We start from the raw sequence: 19,459 nt of genomic DNA on the forward strand, positions 1-19,459 counted from the left end.
AGGAAATCAATGTCCGGACTTCTGGCCGGTAAGCGGCTGCTGGTCACCGGCGTCATCACCGACGCCTCGATCGCCTTCTCGGTGGCGAAGCTCGCCCAGGAGAACGGCGCCCAGGTCGTGCTCACCGGCTACGGCCGGCTCTCCCTGGTCGAGCGGATCGCCAAGCGGCTGCCCGAACCGGCCCCGGTTATCGAGCTGGACGTGACCAACGCCGAGCACCTGGCCGGCCTCGCGGACCAGGTGCGCGAGCACGTCGACGGCCTGGACGGGGTGGTGCACTCGATCGGCTTCGCCCCGCAGAGCTGCCTCGGCGGTGGTTTCCTCGACGCGCCGTGGGAGGACGTGGCCACCGCCGTGCACGTCTCGACCTACTCGTACAAGTCCCTCGCCATGGCGGCGCTGCCGCTGATGTCGGCGGGCGGCGCGGTGGTCGGCCTCACCTTCGACGCCACCAAGGCCTGGCCGGTGTACGACTGGATGGGCGTGGCCAAGGCCGGGCTCGAGTCCGCCTCCCGCTACCTGGCGCTGCACCTGGGCAAGCGGGGCATCCGCAGCAACCTGGTCGCCGCCGGCCCGCTGCGCACCATCGCCGCCAAGTCCATCCCCGGCTTCGAGCAGTTCGAGGACGCCTGGGCCGAGCGCGCGCCGCTGGGCTGGAACCTCACCGACCAGGAGCCGGCCGCCCGGGCCTGCCTGGCGCTGCTGTCGGACTGGTTCCCGGCCACCACCGGCGAGATCGTCCACGTCGACGGCGGCTACCACGCGATCGGCTCCTGAGCCGCCGAGAGGGGCCCCTTGCTGACGCCTCCGGCGCAGCAAGGGGCCCCTCTCCACATCCGCACCCAGGGGGCGTCGCATCCCCGTCATCCTGGGCGGGAGAGAATGAGCCCATGGCGTACGACGCGTTGGTGCTGGTCTCCTTCGGCGGCCCCGAGCGGCCCGAGGACGTGCTGCCCTTCCTGCAGAACGTCACCCGGGGGCGGGGCGTGCCACCGGAGCGGCTCGCCGAGGTCGCCGAGCACTACCTGCACTTCGGCGGGGTCTCCCCGATCAACCAGCAGTGCCGGGACCTGCTCGCGGCGATCCGCGCGGACTTCGCCGCCAACGGCGTCGACCTGCCGGTCTACTGGGGCAACCGCAACTGGGACCCGATGCTCGCCGACACCGTGGCGCGGATGCGCGACGACGGCGTGCAGCGGGCCCTCGCCTTCGTCACCAGCGCCTACGGTGGCTACTCCTCGTGCCGGCAGTACCAGGAGGACATCGCCGCCGCCCGGGCCACGGTCGGCCCGGACGCCCCGCTGATCGAGAAGCTGCGCCAGTTCTGGGACCACCCCGGCTTCGTCGAGCCGCACGCCGACGCGGTGCGGGCGGCACTGGCGCAGCTCGACCCGGCCAAGCGGGACAGCACCCGAGTGGTGTTCACCGCGCACTCCATCCCGGTCTCGGCGGCCGCCACCGCCGGCCCGCACGGCGGCCGGTACACCGCCCAGCTCGCGGAGACCGCCCGGCTGGTGCACGCCGCCGCGGCGCCGGACCTGCCGTACGACCTGGTCTGGCAGAGCCGCTCCGGGCCGCCGCAGGTGCCGTGGCTGGAGCCGGACGTCAACGACCACCTGGCCGACCTCGCCGAGCAGGGCGTGACCGGCGTGGTGATCAGCCCGATCGGGTTCGTCTCCGACCACCTGGAGGTGGTCTGGGACCTGGACACCGAGGCGCTGGAGACGGCCAAGCAGCTCGGCCTCGACTTCGTCCGGGCCGGCACCCCGGGCACCGACCCGCGCTTCGTGGCGATGGTCCGCGAGCTGGTGCTGGAACGCACCGCCCCGGCCGGCGAACGGCTCGTCCGCCGCCTCGGCGAGCTGCCCATCTGGGACACCTGCCCGGCGTTGTGCTGCGTGCCCCCGGCCCGCCGCCCCTGAGCCCGACCAACCTCCGACACCCCTGGGACGACACATGCATGACCGCAAGCCGGTGCAGAGCTGGCTCACCGACATGGACGGCGTGCTGGTGCACGAGGGCCAGCCGGTGCCCGGTGCGCCCGAGTTCATCAAGAAGCTGCGTGCCTCCGGCAAGCCGTTCCTGGTGCTGACCAACAACTCGATCTACACCCCACGGGACCTGCAGGCCCGGCTGGCCCGGATGGGACTCGACGTGCCGGAGGAGGCGATCTGGTCGTCCGCCCTGGCCACCGCCCAGTTCCTGGCCGACCAGCGCCCGGGCGGCACCGCGTACGTGATCGGCGAGGCCGGGCTGACCACGGCCCTGCACGCGGTGGGGTACGTGCTCAGCGACTTCGCCCCGGACTACGTGGTGCTCGGGGAGACCCGCACCTACAGCTTCGAGGCGATCACCAAGGCGATCCGGCTGATCAACGACGGGGCCCGGTTCATCTGCACCAACCCGGACGCGACCGGCCCGTCGATCGAGGGCGCGCTGCCGGCCGCCGGCTCGGTGGCCGCGATGATCTCCAAGGCGACCGGGGTGGAGCCGTACTTCGTCGGCAAGCCCAACCCGATGATGATGCGCTCGGCGTTGAACACCATCGACGCGCACTCGGAGAGCACCGCGATGATCGGCGACCGGATGGACACCGACGTCCTCTGCGGCCTGGAGGCCGGGCTGGAGACGATCCTGGTGCTCACCGGGATCAGCTCGCGGGCCGAGGCGGAACGCTACCCGTACCGGCCGTCCCGGATCGTCGACTCGATCGCCGACCTGATCGACGAGGTCTAGACGGCGGAGGGCCGCCGGACAGACGGCCCGCGATCAGGGACGCAACGGGGCGTTGCAGGCGGCCACCAGCGCCTGCCGGCAGGCGGTGGTCAGCGGGCGCAGCGCGGCGTCCCGCTGCTGCGCCTCGTAGGTGTTGACCGCTCCGCCCGGGGCGCTCTCCCCGGCCAGGGCCAGCACCCGGTCCAGCACCGCGGCGCGGGCGAACAGCCGGCGGGCCCGCGGGTCGAACCCGGGGGGCAGGTCGGTCGTACCGTCGGGGCGGCGCAGCGCCGCGAGGGCGCCGGCCAGCTCGGGCCGCCACTGGGCCACATCCAGCCGGGTGAGCGCGGCGGTCGTCTCGGCGAGCGCGACCGCCAGCTCGGCCTCGGCCTCGGCCGCGCCGGGCACCGCGAGGGACGCCTTCGGCGCGTCCGCCGGCAGCGGGTACACCCGCCACAGCACCGTCTCCCAGGTCATCCCGGAACCGGAGGTGTGGCTGCGCACCTCCGGGACCAGCCCGAGCCCGCTGGCCACCACCGCCTCGCCGGCGAGCAGCGCCGCGCCGGCGAAGTCGCCCGGGCCGGGCAGCCCGCGCGGGTCGCCCGGGGCGGGCAGCACCAGGCGGATCTCGTCCGGGGAGAGCTTCGCCAAGCTGGGCAGTGCCTCCCGCAGGGACACGTCGGTCCAGGTGCCGGGGGCGTCGGCGACCAGGTGCTCCTCGTCTCCGGCGATCGCCTCGGCGACCTCGTCGAACGGCACCAGGCCGGCCCGCCAGGCGCGTACCCAGGCAACCAACCGGCTCGACCGGCGCGGAGCCAGGGTGGCCGCGCCCGTTGCGGGGGAGGACATGCCGAAAGGGTACGTGTTCCCCGCCGCCCCTGTCTCGGCTGCCGCTCCGGCGGCGTGACCTGCCCCCAACTGCCCGCTTCGCCCGGTTCTTGGCCGGCGCCGGCCGTCGACCAGCGGCCGCGGCGGCGCGTCGGCGGGCGACACGCCGGGCCGCCGATTAGCGTGATCGACATGGCGGGGCGATACGGCGAGGACGTGCTGGCGGGGGACTGGCGGCGGCGGAAGGTCACCCCGGAGGTGGACGCCGAACCGGACCTGGTCGTCGAGGACGCCGACTCGGGGTTCTGCGGCGTGGTCGTCGGCTTCGAGTCCGGCGCGGTGGTGCTGGAGGACCGGCACGGCCGGCGACGCAACTTCCCACTGCTCCCGGCCGCGTTCCTGCTCGACGGCCAGCCCGTCACCCTGCGCCGCCCGGTACGCGCCCCGGTGCCCGCCGCCCGGCGGCGGACCGCCTCCGGCTCGATCGCGCTCGACAACGTGCGGGCCCAGGTCGCCAAAGCCAGCCGGATCTGGGTCGAGGGCGTGCACGACGCGGCGCTGGTCGAGCGGATCTGGGGCGACGACCTGCGGATCGAGGGCGTGGTGGTGGAGCCCCTGGACGGCATCGACGCCCTCGCCGCCGAGGTACGCGCCTTCGACCCCGGTCCGGGCCGCCGGCTCGGCGTGCTCGTCGACCACCTCGTGCCGGGCTCCAAGGAGAGCCGGATCGTGGCGGCGGTGACCTCGCCGCACGTGCTGGTCACCGGCCACCCGTACGTGGACGTGTGGCAGGCGGTGAAGCCGACGGCGCTGGGCATCCCGGCCTGGCCGGTGGTGCCGCCGGGACGGCCCTGGAAGGAGGGGGTCTGCGCGGCCCTCGGGGTGGCCGAGCCGGCGGACATGTGGCGGCACATCCTGTCCCGGGTGGACAGCTTCGCGGACGTGGAGACGCCGTTGATCAACGCGATGGAGCGGTTGATCGATTTCGTCACCGACCCTGTGTAGTGGTTGCGCTTGAGGGCCGGGGGCGACCGTGCCCGGCTCCGGGCGGTCAGGCTTGATCCCTCCGCCGGGCACGGTCGCCCCCGGCCCCGTCGTGCGTCGGCTGCGTGGCTCGGTGCCGGCGGTCCGGAGATGGTGACCTCAGTGGTGCTACGAACTTGATGATGTGAACGGATCGGGGGTGAGTCGTTCACATCATCAAGTTCGTAGCGGCTGGATCCCTTTCTGCCAGATCGGCCGGCCTGCGGCGGCCGGGTCGGCCTGCGGCGGCCGGGTCGGCCTGCGGCGACCGGCGGGCCTGCGGCGACCGGCTGGCATGCAGCAACACGCGGGGTGGGTCGTGGGTCAGGGTTCCTGGTCGGGGGTGCGGGTGAAGACGAAGGTGGCGAGGTCGAGGGCGACCGGGCGGCCGGCCTCGTCGCGGATCACGGTGAGGATCTCGCCGTCCTGGGAGCCGGATCGGCCCCGCCAGCGGTCCGGGCCCTCGGCGGTGAACCGGAGGATCGGCCGGCCGACCGGGCCGGCCAGCAGGTCGCCGGCCGGGTCGGAGCGCAGCTCGTACTCGAGGCCCATCCACCACCAGCGGCCGGTCAGCTCGGCCAGGCCCGCCGCAGGCGCCGTGGCCGGCCGCCACGGGGCGGGCGGGGTCGGCTCGGCGTCCAGCACCAGGGTGAGCACCTCGCGGGCCAGGCCGACGACGTGGTGCCCGCGGCTGAGGCCGTACGCGTTGGCGAAGTCGACGACGGCGGTCCGGCCGGGCCTGTGCACGGCGAGGCCGGCGACGTACCCGGGCATCGAGCCGCCGTGCCCCACGTACACCCGGTCGCCGACCCGGTAGAGCTCCAGGCCGAGACCGTGGCCGCCGGTCCACGAGTCCAGGTCGCTGATCACCACGGGCGCGCACATCTCGGTGAGCGTGGCCGGCGCGAGCACGTCCGGGGCCGGGTCGGCCAGAAACGCCGCCCACCGGCCCAGGTCCGCCACCGTCGACCAGAGCTGGCCGGCCGGGGCCATCGCGTCGGTGTCGGTGCGGGGCTCCTCGCGCAGCGTGTCGTGCCAGGGGTGGACCACATAGCCCCGGGCGTACGGCTCGGTCGGGTGGTACGTGGTGCGCCGCATCCCCAGCGGTTCGAGGATCCGGTCGCGGAACAACTCGGCCCAGGGGGTCCCGGTGATCCGTTCCAGCACCCCGCCGAGCAGCCCGTACGCAAGGTTGGAGTAGTGGTAGACACGGTGCGGCGGGTGGGCGATCTTGTCCGGGGTCAGCCCCGCGAGCAGGGTGGCCAGGTCGGCGCCCGCGGTCCGCTCCCACCACTGCCCGTCCGGCTCGCGCTGCAGGCCACTGGCGTGCCCGAGCAGCTGGCGCAGGGTGAGCGCGCCCACCGGGGTGCCGGGCAGGTGCCGCTCCAGCGGGTCGTCCAGGGCCAGCCGGCCGGCGTCGCGCTGCTGCATGACCAGCACGGCCGTCATGGTCTTGCTGATCGAGCCGATTCGGTACTGCAGGTCCTCGTCCGGTCGGGGGTGCTCGCCGGCGACCGCGAGGTGGGCGAGCGCGCCGTCCCGGATCACCCCGAGGGCGAGCGACGGTCCGCGCCCCTCCGCCTGGGCCCGCGCGACGAGCGCGTACACCTGTCGGGCGGTCTCGGGCAGCAGAGCCATGGTGGTCCTCCTCGTCGCGATCGGCGGTGCCGAGCTTAGGAGTTGACTTCCTCCCCATGCCTGCCGGCGGGGGATTCCCGTGGCTGAGGCGTGTTCACGCCGCGAGCCCTGCGGGTGGTTGGCGCTTCGCAGACCGCCCAACGGCGAGGTCTCCACGCCCTGTGACCGCCAGCCCGGCGGCGAGTATGTTCTTGGGCGCGTTCACGTCGGCGTGGTCCTGGTGCCCGCAGGCAACGCATCGGAAGACCGCTTGGCTCTCGCGGGATTCCGGGGCGACATGCTTGCAGGCGTTGCAGGTTTGCGACGTGTACGCGGGGTTGACCTTCTCGATCTTGGCTCCGTGGTAGCGGGCGGCGTGTTCCAGCTTGAGCAGGAACCCGCCCCAACCCTTCGACAGGATGGCCCGGTTCAGGCCAGCCTTCTGACGCACGTTGCGACCGGGCTGCTCGACTGTGCCCCGTGCGCTGGCGGTCATGTTCTTGATCCGCAGTCGCTCGACGGCGACCAGGCCGTGGTCGCGCACAAGTTGTACGGCTTCCTGCGTGACGAAGTCGGCCCGCCGGTGCCGGATGCGGGCGTTGAGCCGGCCGATCTCGGCGCGTACGTTGTCGCGGCGGTTCGATCCGTGGTTACGGCCATGAACCCGTAGTGACCGGGACAGGCGCTGCTGCAATCGCCTGAGCCTTGCGGCCTCGCCCGGGGTGACGAAAGCGCGGTCATCCAGACCGCCGTCAGATGTGGCGATCGCGACGGCCACACCCCGGTCGACGCCGATCGGCGGTTTACCGTTCGGCGCGGCCTCGGCAAGGCCGTCCTCGACGCAGAACGAGATGTACCAGCGGTCACCGTCGCGGGAGACCGTGGCGTTGCGGACTGCGCCACCCAATGGTTGGGACCACCGGAAACGCACCGGCCCGAACTTCGGCAGCCGCTCCTCACCCCACCGCCGGTTGAGTCGCCGTACGGCAATGTGCTGCGGGTCGGGAAACCGGAACGACGGAGCGGTACGCGCCTTGGACCGCCACCGCACCTTCCACGTCCCGTGCGTTTTGCACGCCCGCTCCAGGTCCCGCAGGGTCTGCTGCAACGTGTGCGACGGCGCGTCGGCCAGCCACGTACAGTGCGGGTCCCTCTTCGCCTCAGCCATCTGCCGGGCTTGCTCGTTGTAGCCGACGAATGCGCCACGGCGGCGGTACTCACGGCGCTGCTCCAACGCGGTGTTCCACACCGTCCGGCAGATCGCGCCCACCGTCTCCGCGTAGGCAGCCTGCTCCGGCGTGAACGCGAGCAGGTAGCGGCGACCGGTCAGCACTCAACGACCCTTCTGCTGCGCGACATACTCGTCCACCGCAGCCAACGGAGCACCACCGGTGGTCGCCACAAAGTACGAGTTCGTCCACAAGGTGGGCAGCCGCGAACGCAGCGACGGGAACTCCTCCCGCAACACCCGAGACGTGCGCCCCTTGACCGCCTTGACCAACTTATGGACGCCGTACTGCGGGTCGACCTCCACCAGAAGATGCACCTGGTCGGGCATGACCTCCAACCCCACCAGCCACGCCCCCTTCTCCTCCACCACCTCACCGATTAGCTGCTTCAACCGCTCCTCGACCAGCCCGCCAAGCACCCGGCGCCGGTACTTCGAGCACCACACCACATGGAAGGCGCATTGGAAGACGACGTTGCTGTTCGACCGCAATGTCACGGACACAAGAACAATATACAGCCGCGTGCCATCTACTGTCCGCGCGGGGTTGACCGGCAATCCCCACCCCCCGGCTGAGGCCGGCGGTGTGCGCGCTACGCATCTCGATCATCTCGGTTCGTTATCGCGTGCGTGGACGTGTCACGATCGTGGGGTGGACGCCGTGTTGTGGATCGTGTTGGGTGTGGTGCTGGCGGTCGCCGAGATTTTCACGACGACGCTGTTCCTGATCATGTTCGCGGCCGGGGCGTTCGCCGCCGCCGGGGCGGCCGCGCTCGGTGCCCCGGTCGCGGTCCAGGCGCTGGTCTTCGCCGTGGTCTCCGCGCTCTGCGTGGCGGTGGTCCGGCCGGTGATCCGGCGGCACGCCCGCCCCTCGCTGGAGAGCGGCGGGCAGTCGTTCGGCATCGAGGCGCTCGAGGGGGCCACGGCGCTGGTGCTGGAGCCGGTGGACGCCGAGCGGGGTCTCGTCAAGATCGACGGTGAGCTGTGGAGCGCCCGGGCGTACGACGCGACGCGTAGCTACGCCGCTGGTGAGCGGGTGCAGGTGATAAAGGTCCGGGGCGCCATCGCCCTGGTCTGGCAGGACGACATTTCCACCCCGGGCGGGCTGCCCGAAGCGAAAAGGTGAGCGGTATGGAGTTTGCAGCGATCGTGTTGATCGCGGTTGCCGTGATCGTCGTGGTCACGTTGGTCAAGGCGGTGCGAATCGTGCCGCAGCAGCGCCAGGACGTGGTGGAACGCCTGGGCAGGTACAAGCGGACCTTGAACCCGGGCCTGAACCTGCTGGTGCCGTACATCGACGCCGTGCGTACCAAGGTCGACATGCGGGAGCAGGTGGTCAGCTTCCCGCCGCAGCCGGTGATCACCTCGGACAACCTCGTCGTCTCGATCGACACCGTGCTCTACTTCAAGGTGGTCGACTCGGTCCGCGCCACCTACGAGATCTCGAACTTCCTCCAGGCCATCGAGCAGCTCACCGTCACCACGCTGCGCAACGTGATCGGTTCGCTGGACCTGGAGCGGGCGCTGACCAGCCGGGAGGAGATCAACCGGCACCTGTCCGGCGTGCTCGACGAGACCACCGGCCGGTGGGGCATCAAGGTCACCCGGGTCGAGATCAAGGCGATCGAGCCGCCGCCGAGCATCCGTGACTCGATGGAGAAGCAGATGCGCGCCGAGCGGGACCGCCGCGCGGCGATCCTCAACGCCGAGGGTCTCAAGCAGTCGCAGATCCTCACCGCCGAGGGTGAGAAGCAGGCCGCGGTGCTGCGCGCCGACGGTGACCGGCAGGCCCGGATCCTCCAGGCGGAGGGCCAGGCCAAGGCGATCCGTACCGTCTTCGACGCGATCCACCAGGCCAACCCGAGCCAGAAGGTGCTCGCTTACCAGTACCTGCAGGCGCTGCCGCAGATCGCCAACGGTTCGGCCAACAAGGTCTGGATCGTTCCGGCCGAGCTGACCAAGGCGCTGGAGGGGATGGGTGGCGCGCTGGGCGGCCTGGCCAACATGGTCGGCGACGTGCCGTCGCCGGAGGCCAGCCGGGGCGCCGGCGAGGTGGAGCGGGAGGCCGCCGAGGCCGCGCAGGCCGCGGCCACCGCCGCGCAGGAGATCCACGACGAGGTACGCGTCGCCGAGGCGCAGGCCACCGGTGGCAAGGGCCCGCAGGGGCTGCCGGCCCCCGAGCCGGTCTCCCCGGAGAGCCTGCTCAACGACCCCTCGGACCAGCGCGAACGGGGCTGAGCCGGACTGTCGTCCGAGCCCGGACGGCAAAAGCGAGAAAGCCTCATACGGCGCCCCGGTGCCTGCCACGATCGGTCTGAGGACGGGTGGTGACCAGGAACCGGGGCGCCGTACGCGTTCCGCGCCGCCCGCGGGCGGAACGAGGTGAGGCATGAAGGATCCGGCGAACAGGCTGTTCTCCAAGGACCTCTTCTCCAAGGAGCTGTTCTCCAAGGACCAGTTCCCCGGCGCGCACGATCCCGCCGGACCGCTCGGCAGCCGGCGTACCGGGGGCGGGTTCGGGGTGCTGCCGTTCGTCTCCGAGCCGGGTCCGGCCGCCCCCGCCACCAACGCGAGCTGGGCCTGGTCGGTACGCCGGTTCGCCCGCGCGGCGGTCTGGCTGCTGCCCGCGTACGCGATCCTCTACGGCCTGGTGGCGATGGCTAGCGACGGCGGGGTGGGCAACGACCCTTACCCGGCCGACGGTAATCCGCTCTACCTGGTCGGCTGGGTGGCCGCGGTCTGGCTCGGGCTGCTCGCGCTGCTGGCGCTCACCGGCCTGCTCGCCGCCACCCGGTGCCGGCGGATCGCCGCGGCCGGGCTGCTGGTGAGCATCGCCGGCACGGTGTTGATGCTGCCCTTCGCCGGGATGGCCCAGGAGGCGCCCGTCTTCGGCACCACCGCACGCACCCTCGTCCTGTTCGGCGCCACCTGCTACAGCGTGGGCTGGTTCCTGACCGGGTGGTCGGTCGCCCGGTCCGGGATGTTCTCCTACGGGGACGGGATCATGCTGATGATCGCCGCCCCGCTGCTCGGCCTGGCCGGCTCGTTGATCGGCTCGTTGCAGACCTTCGGTGCGATCTTCGTGCTGGTCTCCGGGATCGGTATCGGCTACCGGTCCGGGCGCCTGGTGCCCGCCGCCATCGCCCGCGACGCCATCGCCGCCAGTGTCGTGGCCGCCCCCACCAATCCCACCACCCCCACCACCCCCGAAGGCCCCCTCCCCACCTGACCGCCCCGGCCCAGCCGCCGCCGATCATGAGGGTTGGCGGCGGCCGGGGAGATCGACATCGCCGGTAACCTCATGATCACGGGGCCGGGGTGGCTGGGAGGTCGCCGTGAGGTAACTGACAGTTGCCTGGCGGGGTGGTCGGATAGCGGTGTTTGCGGCAATCCTGGTGGCCATGCCGTCTCCCCGGTCGCCGCTGTCGCGCCTGTTCACCGTGCTCCTCGCCGGCGTCCTCGCCGGGCTCGTCCTCGCGGTCGCCGCCCTGCCCGGCAATCTGATCGGCGGGTTGGTCACCAAGTCGGTGCTGGGCGCGTACGCGCAGCTGCCCGACGCGCTGCGTACCCCCGCGCAGCCGCAGCGCTCCTACCTCTACGCCAACGACGGCAAGACGCTGATCACCACGTTCTACGACGTCAACCGGACGGACGTGCCGCTGGCGGAGATCGCTCCGGTGATGCGCCAGGCGATCGTGGCCGCCGAGGACCGCCGCTTCTACCAGCACGGTGGCGCCGATCTGCGTGGCATGGTCCGCGCCTTGGTCGCCAACGTGAAGGGCGGCGGAACCGAGCAGGGCGGCTCCACGCTGACCATGCAGTACGTCCGCAACGTGCTCAAGACCGACCCCACCCGCACGGCCGAGGAGCGGCAGGCGGCCACCGAGCAGACCGTCGGGCGCAAGATCCAGGAGATCCGGTACGCGTCGGCGCTGGAGAAGACCCTCAGCAAGGACGAGATCCTCAACCGCTACCTCAACATCGCCTACTTCGGCTCCGGCGCGTACGGCGTTGCCGCGGCCAGCCAGCGCTACTTCGGCAAGGCACCCGCCGACCTGACCTTGGGCGAGGCGGCCCTGCTCGCCGGCCTGGTCCAGTCGCCCGACGAGTACAGCCCGATCGACGGGAACAAGGACAAGGCGCTCCAGCGCCGGGCGTACGTGCTCGACTCGATGGTGGCGACCCACGCGATCAGCGCGCAGCAGGCCGCCGCGGCCAAGGCGGAGCCGCTTACCCTGCACCCGACCGCCCAGCCCAACGGCTGCACCGCGGTCTCCCAGGGCCACGACGACTGGGGCTTCTTCTGCGACTACCTGCGCCAGTGGTGGCTGACCCAGCCGGCCTTCGGCAACACCGTCAAGGAGCGCGAGCAGGCGTTGCGCCGCGGCGGGTACACGGTCATCACCACGCTTGACCCGAAGATCCAGGCGACCGCGCAGCAGCGGGCCACCGCCGTCTACGGGTACGACAACAAGCGTGCCCTGCCGATCGCGGCGGTCGAGCCCGGCACCGGCCGGGTGCTCGCCATGGCGGTCAACCGGCACTACAGCCTGGCCGACAACCCGGCCGGGCAGGCCAACCACCCGAACACCGTCAACCCGCTGATCTCCGGTGGCGCCAGCGTCGACGGCTACCAGGCGGGGTCGACGTTCAAGCTGTTCACCATGCTCGCCGCGCTGGAGGCCGGCAAGCCGCTCGCCACCGGCTTCGACGCGCCGGCCAAGCTGCCCACCCGCTACGGCTCCGACGCGGAGGGCAACTGCGACGGCAAGTGGTGCCCGGCCAACGCCAACCCGCAGTGGATGGACGGCTACCGGATGATGTGGGACGGCTTCGGCCGCTCCGTGAACACGTACTTCGTCTGGCTGGCCGAGCAGGTCGGCGAGGACAAGGTGGTGGAGATGGCGCAGCGGCTCGGCATCACCTTCCGGGCCGAGTCCGACGCCGCCTTCGCCAGGGACAACGCGGCCAACTGGGGCGCGTTCACCCTGGGCGTCGCCGCCACCACTCCGCTCGACCTGGCCAACGCGTACGCCACCGTGGCCTCCGAGGGGACGTACTGCTCCCCGCTGCCGGTCGTCTCGGTGACCGCGGCCAACGGCGAGAAGGTCGACGTCGGCCAGCCGTCCTGTCGGAAGGTCCTGGACACCGACATCGCCCGGGCCGCCACCGACGCGGCCCGCTGCCCGGTCGGCCAGCAGTCCGCGTACGGGCAGTGCAACGGCGGCACCGCCACCTCGGTGGACGGGATCGTCGGCCGGCCGGTCGCCGGCAAGACCGGTAGTTCCGAGCAGAACGCCACCGAGACCTTCGTCGGGTTCACCCCGCAGGTGGCCGTCGCGGGCATCGCGGCCAACCCCGACGACTCGACCGATCTGGTCGGCTCGGCGGTCCAGGCGAAGGTGATCGACGCGGTCGCCCGGGTGATCCGGACGGCGGTGAACGGCAAGCCGGTGAAGGACTTCACCGCGCCGAGCCAGGAGCTGGCCGGCGACCCGCAGCGCCCCCGGCCGCAGCCGAGCCCGCAGCCGCAGCAGCGACAGCAGCAGGACCAGGGCATCCCGCAGGACCTCCTGCGCTGGCTCCAGGGCCGCGGCCGCGGCTGAGCGGTCAGGACGGGGCCCCGGCTCCGCCGGAGGCGTTGACCGGGAGCCCCTCCTTACCGCTCAGCCCGCTTGGCGGGGCCGACGCGGAACATGCCGGTCATCTCGTCGTGGACGGCGTAGCCGAAGCGGCGGTAGAGGCTGACCGACTCCCCGGTGGCGAACAGGCCGACGAAGGTGCGGGACGAGGCCCGGCCGGCGATCCACTCCTCCAGCCGGCCGAGGATCGCCGCGCCCACCCCGCGCCGCTGCCGTTCCGGCACCACGGCGAGGTCCTGCAGGTAGTAGTAGATCGCGCCGTCGCCGATCAGCCGGCCGACCCCGATCACCCGGTCGCCCTCGACCGCCACCACCCCGTGCAGCGAGGCGGCCAGCGAGGCCGGGATGGCCGCCGGGTCGTACGCCTCGATCCAGCCGACGGCGGTGGTGACGGCGACGAACTCCTCGACCGTGGGCAGCCGGTCGACCAGGTGGTACTCCACCTTCGGAATCTAGCCCGGTCAGCAGCGGAGCAGGGGCGACACCATCCGGTCCAGCACCGCCGCGACCTCGTCCGGGTCGCCGTCGCCGTCGACCACCACGAACGACCCGAACTCGGGCAGTGCCCGGTAGGCGGCGTCCAGCGCGCGCAGGTGGCCCTGCTCCTCGGTGTCGATGCCACGGGCCATGACCCGCCGCCGGGCGACCTCCGGCGCGGTCGCCAGGAAGCAGACCACCGTCGGTCGCGGAAAGATCCGGTACACCGCCCGGACCGCCCGCCGCCCCCGGTCGCCGCGGGCCGCCATGATCACATACTGGCACCAGGTCCACCGGTCCAGCACCGCCGTCCGCCCGGTCAGCCGGCTGACCAGCACCGTGCGGGCCATCGCGACCGCGCGGACCGCCGCCTCCAGCGCCGGATAGAGGGTACGGCCGAACAGCGCCACCCCGTCCGGGCGGCCCAGCGTCCGGGCGAGCCGGTTCCACAGCGGCCGCCCGCCCGCGTTCTCGAAGTAGGCCGCCGGCACGCCTCGGGCGGTCAGCCGGCGGGCGAGCGCTCGGGCCTGGGTGCTCTTGCCGGAGCCGTCGATCCCGACCAGGGCGATCATCACGGAACGGGCCACGGGTCGGCACGGTAGCCGCCGGGCGCAACTTCGGTCGGAAAAAAATCCGCGCGGGGTGTCGGATCCCATCCGGCGGCGCCGACCCACCCGTGAGCGCGCCCGCCGGGCGCCACCGAGCAGGAGGACACCATGCGCAAGCTCGTCTACTGGGTGCACCAGTCCGTCGACGGCTTCATCGAGGGACCGAACGGCGAATTCGACTGGCCGGTCATGGCACCGGAGCTCTCGGCGTACTCCCTCGAACTGTGCGACCGGGCTGACGCCTTTCTCTACGGCCGCAAGGTGTGGGGGTTGATGTCCTGGTACTGGCCGCGCGCGGAGCAGATTTCCCAGGATCCGCACAACCTGCGCTTCGCCCCAATCTGGCGGCGTACCCCGAAGATCGTCATCTCGCGGAGCCTGGAGAGCGCCGAGTACGACGCCCGGGTGATCGGCCGCGACCTCGCCACCGAGATCGCCGAGCTGAAGGCCCCACCCGGCAAGGACCTGCTGCTCACCGGAGGCTCCGCTGCCGCGGCCGCGCTGACCGGCCTGGGCCTCATCGACGAGTACCAGGTGGTCGTGCACCCGGTGGTGCTCGGCGGCGGCACCCCGGTCTTCCCCGACAAGGACCGGCTCGACCTGCGGCTGATCGAGACTCGGGGCTTCGACGGCCGGTCGGTGCTGCTGCGCTACGTGCGGGCGTGAGGTGGGTGGGGCGGCCGCGGGCCGCCCACCACCCGAGAACGGCTGGCGGCAGCTGCCCGGTACCCGGGGCCCGCGCGCCGGCCAGGCACAATCGTCCGGTGCCCGTCCACGAGATCACCGACCCCGACGACGACCGGATCGCCGACTACCGCGCGCTGACCGACGTGGAGCTGCGGACCCGCTGGGAGCCCCCGCACGGCCTGTTCATCGCCGAGGGGGAGCTGGTGCTGCGGCGGGCGCTGCGGGCCGGCTACCCGGCCCGGTCGTACCTGGTCGACGCCAAGCGGGTCGACCAGCTCGCCGACCTCGACACCGGCGACACCCCCGTCTACGCGGCCACCCCGGAGGTGCTGCAGCGCGCCACCGGCTTCCACGTGCACCGGGGGGTGCTCGCCTCGTTCCACCGCAAGCCGCTGCCCGCCGCCGCCGAGGTGCTGGCCGACGCCCGCCGGGTGGTGATCCTGGAGGACGTCAACAACCACACCAACCTCGGGGCGATCTTCCGGGCCGTGGCCGCGCTCGGCGTGGACGCCGTGCTGCTCTCCCCGACCTGCGCCGACCCGCTCTACCGGCGCAGCGTCCGGGTCAGCATGGGTGAGGTCTTCGCCATCCCGTACGCAAAGCTGGAGCCCTGGCCGGACGGCCTCGCCCAGGTCCGGGCGGCGGGTTTCACGGTGCTGGCGATGACGCCCGCGCCGGACGCGGTGCCGATTCAGCGGCTGGACGCCGGCCAGCGGACCCGGGCGGCGTTGCTGATGGGCGCCGAGGGCGCCGGGCTGACCCGGGCCGCCATGGCCGCCAGCGACGTGCGGGTGGTGATCCCGATGCGGCGCGGGGTGGACTCGCTCAACGTCGCCGCAGCCACCGCAGTGGCCTGCTGGGAACTGGGCCGTGATGACCCGCTGTGACCCGGGGCCGGCCGGGTGCCGCCCGCCCCCAGGGGGACCTGCCCTTTTCGGCTGGTCATGGTCGCCCTGGGCCCCCGCGACACGGCCGGCGGCCGGGCAGACAACCGGTACTCGAGATCGGCGGTGACGCAGGGTAGCGTGTCGCCCGTGTTCCCTACCGTCCGTGAAGTCCTCGCCCTGGTGCCGGTACGCCACGGCGCCCCGCGCCTGGTCGCGGGCGACGCGGGCCTGGACCGGCCGGTCCGCTGGGTGCACGTGGCCGAGGTGCCGGACATCGCCACCCTGCTCGGTGGTGGGGAACTCGTGCTCACCACCGGCATCGGGCTGCCCGCGGACGACGCGGGACTGCGCGCGTTCATCGGTGATCTGGCCGACGTCGGGGTCTCCGGGCTCGTGGTCGAGCTCGGTCGCCGCTACATCAGCGGGGTGCCCCGGGTGATGGCAGCCGCCGCCGAGCGGCGCGGGCTGCCCCTGGTCGAGCTGCGCCGGGCCACCCCGTTCGTCCGGATCACCGAGGCGGTGCACGCGCTGATCGTGGACGCCCAGCTCACCGAGCTGCGGGCCACCGAGGAGATCCATCAGCGGTTCACCGAACTCTCGGTGGAGGGCGCCGGCCCGGAAGAGGTGGTGCGGCAGGCCGCCGAGCTGTCCGGGTGCCCGGTGGTGCTGGAGAACCTCTCCCGACGGGTGCTCGCGTACGACCCGGCGGGGGAGAGCGCCGAGCTGCTGCTCGACGGCTGGGAGCAGCACTCGCGGCGGATCCGTCCCGCCGGGCGGACCGCATACGACCCGGACAGCGGGTGGCTGGTCACCACCGTGGGGGCCCGGGGCGAGGACTGGGGGCGGCTGCTGCTGCGCTGGCCGGCCGGCGGCGAGCTGACCACCGACGGCCCCGACCGGCTGGTGGCGACCGACGACGCGCCGCCGGTCGACGGGACCGACGCCGGGCGGCCGGACGGCCCGCAGCGTGAGGACGCGCCCGGGACGGACCCGGCGCCCGCCGACGTGATCCCCGGGTCCGGTGCCGCACCGGTGGCGGGGTGGCCTGCACCGGCGGGCCGGGACGTCGCCCCGGTCGGGCCGGGGACCCCGCCCACCCGGCTCACCATCCTCGTCGAGCGGGCCGCCTCCACCCTCGCCCTCGGCCGGCTGATCCGGCGGGACGCCGAGGGGCTGGAACGGCAGATCCACCGGACCCTGCTCACCGCGTTGATCGACCACTCCCGTCCGGTCGACGAGGTCGCGCTGCGGGCCAAGGCGCTCGGCGTGACGCTGGACCGCCGCCACCTGGTCGGCGTCGTGGTGCGGTACCGGACCGACGACGCAGCGGAGGCCGGTGAGCCGGGCCCGGACGCCGGCCTGGCCCGGCTGCGCGACCTCGCCGAGTCGGTCGGCCAGGCCCTCCGGGAAGCCAAGCTCACCGCCCTGACCAGTGCCGTCGACGACCAGGCGGTGGGCGTGCTGCTCGCCCTCGCCGACCCGGCCGCCGAGGAGAAGGCGCTCGCCGCGTTCGCCGCCGCGCTCCGCCGGGTACGCCTCGACGCCACCCCGGCCCGCCCGCCGGGCCCCCGGCCCGCCCCGCGCCCGGTGGACGCGGCCGCCCGTCCCGTCGCCGTCGGCGCGTCCCGCGGTGGCGACGGCTCGCCCCGGTCGACCCCGGTCCCGCCGCGGGTGGCCGGTCCGGCACCCGTGATCATCGCCGCCGGATCGGGTGTGGCCAGCCTGCGGGAGGCGGGCCGCTCGCTGGTCGAGGGGCGGCAGATCGCTGACGCGGCCCGGCGCGACCGGCGGGACCTGCCGATCTTCCGGCTGCCGCACGTCGGCCTGGCCGGCCTGCTGCACCTGCTGCGGGACGAGCCGCGCCTGCAGACCTTCGTGGAACGGGAACTCGGCGCGCTGCTTGCGTACGACGCCCGGCATCCCAGGGAGCAGTTGCTCGGCACCCTGCGGGCGTACCTGGAACAGGGCCGGAACAAGTCGGCGGCGGCCGCTGCGGCGCACCTGTCCCGGCCGGCGTTCTACGAGCGGCTGGCCCGGATCGGCCGGATCCTCGACGTCGACCTCGACTCGGTCGAGGCGTGCCTCTCCCTCCACGTCGCCCTGCTGGCCCTAGACGCCGTCCGCACCCCCTAACCCCTGCCACCCGGGGAGGTGTTGATCATGAGGTTGGCGGCGGCGGATCGGACAAACCGTCCAGCCAACCTCATGATCAACGCCGACGGGCGGCGCGCGGGTGAGGTCGGGGTCAGGCGAGGGTGGTCAGGGCCTTGGCGTAGGCGGGGGGGACGAAGGTGGGGCCGGCCGGGGTGAAGACGTCCGAGGTGGCCGCGGTCGACCAGGCGGTGTCGGGCACCGCCGCCACCAGGGCCCGTACCACCGGGGCATCGCGCCACTGGTCCTGCTCGGCGAGCAGGCCGAGCGCCACCACCGACTCCTCGACCTCCCCGACGCACTCGAACGGCTTGTGCCCGTCCACGCCGAGCAGCTCGCGGTAGCCGGGGATCTGCGCCTCGTCGGCGAGCAGGTCGCCGCCGAAGATCTTCGTGAGCCGCTCCCGGGGCATGAACGGCGCCATGGCCAGGAAGACGAACCGGCACTTCGGGCAGTTCCGGCACCAGCGTTCGCTCGCGTCGCGCAGCTTGAACGCGGCGTTGCAGCTGGTCACCACGGCGTCGTACCGGTCGATCTCGGCGAAGAGCCGGGCGATGTGCAGCTCCGACAGCGACCGCAGCAGCGAGAAATACGGCTCGGAGAGCCCGGCGTACTCGGCGAGGGCCGCCCGCAGCAACCCCTCCGCCTCGACGCCCTTGGACCACTGGTGGTTGATCTCGTGCCCCTGCCAGACCAGGTTCGGGTCGGACGCCGAGCGCTCGTTGGACATCACCACCGGACCGAGACCGTGCAGCACGGCGGTGGCGACCGCGATCAGCGAGTTGATCGCGGTGACCGGGATGTGCCCGTTGCGCGCGCCGGCCGCGTTGAGGTCGAACAGCACCGGGTCGATCCGCCGCCGGGCAGCCAGCGGCACCAGATCGGACGCCTCGTTGACCGAGACGATGACGTGGTTGGGGTTGACCGAGAAGGGCACCGGGTCGAAGCCGGCCCGGCGCAGCGCCTCCAGGCTGACGATGGAGTCCTTGCCGCCGCCGACCGCGCAGAGCGGGCGCCGGTCCGAGTCGTCGTACACCCGAGGTGGGGTGACATCGCCGGCCGGCACCTCCGGGCGCAGCTCCAGCACGTGCGGGAGTTGGTTGCGGTACGCGTACTCGGCGAGGCCCTTGGTGTAGACGGCGGTGACCAGCTCGACGGCCGCCGCACCCAGCGGCGCCGGCAGCACCAGCCGGTGCGGTGCGGCGGCCTTGTAGTAGCTGACCCCGGCGACGATGTGCAGCAGGTCCAGGACCCGGTTGACGGTGGCGGCGGTCTCGTCCGACACCGGCTCGGCCGGCAGCGGAAAGGTGATCACCTCGGTGAACCGCTGCTCGCCCTCCGGGCCGGTGAGAGCGTAGTCGAACAACGCCTCGCCGGTGGCGAAGTCGATCGAGTAGGACGGGAAGGTAAAGGCGTCCATCCGCCGGAGCTGCTCGTTCTCGTTGGGCACACGCCATACTACAGCGTGTCTCAGTAGTCCGTTGGGTCATGAGACACCGCCCTTCTCGGGCGTCCCTGCCGTCGCGAATGTTCGTGGCGGTAGGGTTCCTCCGTCATCGAGGCTGGTTTCACCGGCGCGTGGGCGCCGGCCAGAGC

Annotated in this window: 18 protein-coding genes; 11 read left to right on the top strand and 7 right to left on the bottom strand. The window is 72.7% G+C overall.

The annotated features are described in order from the left end of the window. Positions 1-9 precede the first annotated feature (9 nt). The 3 genes from fabI (at position 10) to A6A27_RS31370 (ending at position 2,736) form a co-directional block, all read left to right on the top strand. Positions 10-777, top strand: a complete 768-nt coding sequence (fabI, locus tag A6A27_RS31360; protein ID WP_073838258.1) for an enoyl-ACP reductase FabI — start codon at positions 10-12, stop codon at positions 775-777. 113 nt (positions 778-890) lie between these two features. Beyond that, positions 891-1,922, top strand: coding sequence for a ferrochelatase (locus tag A6A27_RS31365; RefSeq protein WP_073838259.1), 1,032 nt, complete (start codon positions 891-893; stop codon positions 1,920-1,922). A 34-nt stretch (positions 1,923-1,956) separates the two neighbouring features. Further along, positions 1,957-2,736, top strand: a complete 780-nt coding sequence (locus A6A27_RS31370; RefSeq protein ID WP_073838260.1) for an HAD-IIA family hydrolase — start codon at positions 1,957-1,959, stop codon at positions 2,734-2,736. 33 nt (positions 2,737-2,769) lie between these two features. Here the strand turns inward: A6A27_RS31370 and A6A27_RS31375 are convergent, their stop codons facing one another. After that, complete coding sequence (locus A6A27_RS31375) at positions 2,770-3,564, bottom strand: hypothetical protein (RefSeq protein WP_073838261.1); 795 nt, start codon at positions 3,562-3,564, stop codon at positions 2,770-2,772. Between the two features lie 171 nt (positions 3,565-3,735). On the opposite strand from A6A27_RS31375, the gene A6A27_RS31380 reads away from it, so the two are divergent. Further along, positions 3,736-4,548, top strand: coding sequence for a DUF3097 domain-containing protein (locus A6A27_RS31380; protein ID WP_073838276.1), 813 nt, complete (start codon positions 3,736-3,738; stop codon positions 4,546-4,548). 342 nt (positions 4,549-4,890) lie between these two features. Here the strand turns inward: A6A27_RS31380 and A6A27_RS31385 are convergent, their stop codons facing one another. From A6A27_RS31385 to tnpA, 3 genes are all read right to left on the bottom strand, one after another. Further along, the gene (locus tag A6A27_RS31385) at positions 4,891-6,204 is read right to left on the bottom strand and encodes a serine hydrolase domain-containing protein (RefSeq protein ID WP_073838262.1); all 1,314 of its coding nucleotides are present in this window, start codon (positions 6,202-6,204) and stop codon (positions 4,891-4,893) included. Positions 6,205-6,298: 94 nt separating this feature from the next. After that, positions 6,299-7,516 (bottom strand): RNA-guided endonuclease InsQ/TnpB family protein, encoded by a 1,218-nt coding sequence (locus tag A6A27_RS31390; RefSeq protein WP_073838263.1) that lies wholly within the window; start codon positions 7,514-7,516, stop codon positions 6,299-6,301. Next, positions 7,517-7,915: an IS200/IS605 family transposase gene (tnpA, locus tag A6A27_RS31395; RefSeq protein ID WP_073838264.1), complete on the bottom strand. Its 399-nt coding sequence runs from the start codon at positions 7,913-7,915 to the stop codon at positions 7,517-7,519. Between the two features lie 148 nt (positions 7,916-8,063). Between tnpA and A6A27_RS31400 the strand changes: the two genes are divergently transcribed. From A6A27_RS31400 to A6A27_RS31415, 4 genes are all read left to right on the top strand, one after another. Next, positions 8,064-8,537, top strand: a complete 474-nt coding sequence (locus A6A27_RS31400; protein ID WP_073838265.1) for an NfeD family protein — start codon at positions 8,064-8,066, stop codon at positions 8,535-8,537. 5 nt (positions 8,538-8,542) lie between these two features. Then, positions 8,543-9,649: an SPFH domain-containing protein gene (locus A6A27_RS31405; protein ID WP_073838266.1), complete on the top strand. Its 1,107-nt coding sequence runs from the start codon at positions 8,543-8,545 to the stop codon at positions 9,647-9,649. Positions 9,650-9,800: 151 nt separating this feature from the next. Further along, on the top strand, positions 9,801-10,640 hold the full coding sequence (locus A6A27_RS31410; RefSeq protein WP_073838267.1) for a hypothetical protein: 840 nt from the start codon (positions 9,801-9,803) through the stop codon (positions 10,638-10,640). A gap of 172 nt (positions 10,641-10,812) precedes the next feature. After that, positions 10,813-13,017 (top strand): transglycosylase domain-containing protein, encoded by a 2,205-nt coding sequence (locus A6A27_RS31415; RefSeq protein ID WP_083673016.1) that lies wholly within the window; start codon positions 10,813-10,815, stop codon positions 13,015-13,017. Positions 13,018-13,070: 53 nt separating this feature from the next. Here A6A27_RS31415 and A6A27_RS31420 read toward each other — a convergent pair whose 3' ends face one another. Then, a complete protein-coding gene (locus tag A6A27_RS31420) occupies positions 13,071-13,496 on the bottom strand; it encodes a GNAT family N-acetyltransferase (protein WP_073838269.1) in 426 nt (141 codons plus the stop codon). 18 nt (positions 13,497-13,514) lie between these two features. Next, positions 13,515-14,117 (bottom strand): dTMP kinase, encoded by a 603-nt coding sequence (locus A6A27_RS31425; protein ID WP_073838270.1) that lies wholly within the window; start codon positions 14,115-14,117, stop codon positions 13,515-13,517. A 129-nt stretch (positions 14,118-14,246) separates the two neighbouring features. Between A6A27_RS31425 and A6A27_RS31430 the strand changes: the two genes are divergently transcribed. The 3 genes from A6A27_RS31430 to A6A27_RS46400 all read left to right on the top strand — a co-directional run bounded on the left by A6A27_RS31430 (position 14,247) and on the right by A6A27_RS46400 (position 17,845). Beyond that, complete coding sequence (locus tag A6A27_RS31430) at positions 14,247-14,804, top strand: dihydrofolate reductase family protein (protein WP_073838271.1); 558 nt, start codon at positions 14,247-14,249, stop codon at positions 14,802-14,804. A gap of 98 nt (positions 14,805-14,902) precedes the next feature. After that, positions 14,903-15,712, top strand: a complete 810-nt coding sequence (locus A6A27_RS31435) for a TrmH family RNA methyltransferase (RefSeq protein ID WP_143194267.1) — start codon at positions 14,903-14,905, stop codon at positions 15,710-15,712. A gap of 147 nt (positions 15,713-15,859) precedes the next feature. Next, positions 15,860-17,845 carry a PucR family transcriptional regulator gene (locus A6A27_RS46400; RefSeq protein ID WP_241825534.1) on the top strand — a complete coding sequence of 662 codons (1,986 nt, stop codon included), beginning with the start codon at positions 15,860-15,862 and terminating at the stop codon, positions 17,843-17,845. Positions 17,846-17,957: 112 nt separating this feature from the next. Here the strand turns inward: A6A27_RS46400 and A6A27_RS31450 are convergent, their stop codons facing one another. Beyond that, the gene (locus tag A6A27_RS31450; protein WP_073838277.1) at positions 17,958-19,283 is read right to left on the bottom strand and encodes a hypothetical protein; all 1,326 of its coding nucleotides are present in this window, start codon (positions 19,281-19,283) and stop codon (positions 17,958-17,960) included. Between the last annotated feature and the right edge of the window lie 176 nt (positions 19,284-19,459).

The sequence above is a fragment of the Micromonospora sp. CB01531 genome (assembly GCF_001905095.1).
GTDB lineage: Bacteria > Actinomycetota > Actinomycetes > Mycobacteriales > Micromonosporaceae > Micromonospora.

Excerpts from the sequence above, each read along its gene's own strand:
- A6A27_RS31450 (WP_073838277.1), bottom strand. The coding sequence starts at position 19,283 with ATGGACGCCTTTACCTTCCCGTCCTACTCGATCGACTTCGCCACCGGC.
- A6A27_RS31385 (WP_073838262.1), bottom strand. The coding sequence starts at position 6,204 with ATGGCTCTGCTGCCCGAGACCGCCCGACAGGTGTACGCGCTCGTCGCG.
- A6A27_RS31405 (WP_073838266.1), top strand. The coding sequence starts at position 8,543 with ATGGAGTTTGCAGCGATCGTGTTGATCGCGGTTGCCGTGATCGTCGTG.
- A6A27_RS31410 (WP_073838267.1), top strand. The coding sequence starts at position 9,801 with ATGAAGGATCCGGCGAACAGGCTGTTCTCCAAGGACCTCTTCTCCAAG.
- A6A27_RS31380 (WP_073838276.1), top strand. The coding sequence starts at position 3,736 with ATGGCGGGGCGATACGGCGAGGACGTGCTGGCGGGGGACTGGCGGCGG.
- A6A27_RS31370 (WP_073838260.1), top strand. The coding sequence starts at position 1,957 with ATGCATGACCGCAAGCCGGTGCAGAGCTGGCTCACCGACATGGACGGC.
- fabI (WP_073838258.1), top strand. The coding sequence starts at position 10 with ATGTCCGGACTTCTGGCCGGTAAGCGGCTGCTGGTCACCGGCGTCATC.
- A6A27_RS31375 (WP_073838261.1), bottom strand. The coding sequence starts at position 3,564 with ATGTCCTCCCCCGCAACGGGCGCGGCCACCCTGGCTCCGCGCCGGTCG.
- A6A27_RS31430 (WP_073838271.1), top strand. The coding sequence starts at position 14,247 with ATGCGCAAGCTCGTCTACTGGGTGCACCAGTCCGTCGACGGCTTCATC.
- A6A27_RS31415 (WP_083673016.1), top strand. The coding sequence starts at position 10,813 with ATGCCGTCTCCCCGGTCGCCGCTGTCGCGCCTGTTCACCGTGCTCCTC.
- A6A27_RS31365 (WP_073838259.1), top strand. The coding sequence starts at position 891 with ATGGCGTACGACGCGTTGGTGCTGGTCTCCTTCGGCGGCCCCGAGCGG.